This window comes from Oleiphilus sp. HI0066 (assembly GCF_001635725.1).
In genome coordinates, this window is the sequence record NZ_LWFH01001649.1 from 1 (window position 1) to 651 (window position 651).

1 protein-coding gene and 1 pseudogene are annotated in these 651 nt (G+C 44.5%); one reads left to right on the plus strand and one right to left on the minus strand.

What is annotated here, in order from left to right; all coding sequences use genetic code 11:
• A pseudogene (gene cysB / locus A3738_RS25730) lies at positions 1-181 on the plus strand (HTH-type transcriptional regulator CysB); the annotation flags it as partial.
• Positions 182-198: 17 nt separating this feature from the next.
• Here the strand turns inward: cysB and A3738_RS25735 are convergent.
• Positions 199-651 (minus strand): phosphoadenylyl-sulfate reductase (locus A3738_RS25735; RefSeq protein WP_082890151.1); only part of this gene is annotated, 453 nt, incomplete at its 5' end.

Sequence of the window (651 nt, forward strand, 5' to 3'; positions counted from 1 at the left end):
CGTAACAAGCATTGCGTTGCGCAAAGGGACTTTTATGCGTGGGTTTATGTATGAGTTTTTGGCGGAGTTTGCGCCGCATCTGACGCGCGATTTAGTTGACGAGGCATTCTACAGTCATGCTCATCGTGAGGATGTTGGTCAGGTGTTCGAGGGAATTGAAATCCCTCGATATTCAACTTAGCGTTCGAAAAGGGCGGTTTACTTAATGTGCAGGCCGCATTCCTTTTGAGTTTCTTCTTCCCACCACCAACGGCCTTCTCTTTCGTGTTGGTTGGGAAGTACAGGTCGTGTGCAAGGCTCACAGCCAATACTAATAAAGCCTTTTTGGTGAAGTTCATTAGTTGGCACTTCACTCATTCTTAAATAATCCCACACTTCTTTTGATGACCAATTCGCTAAAGGATTGAACTTAACTAGAATTCCTCCTTCTTTGGCATTGGCGTTATCTAGTTCAACTACGGCAACTTCTGATCGCGTGCCAGGGCTCTGATCTTTTCGTTGACCTGTGATCCATGCATCTAAGGTGGCAAGTTTTCTACGCAGTGGACGAACCTTTCGAATAGAACAACATTCTTTGTGCCCATCTTCGTAAAAACTAAACAGGCCTTTTTCTTTTACGAATGCTTCTAGTTCATCTTGATTCGGTGCCAT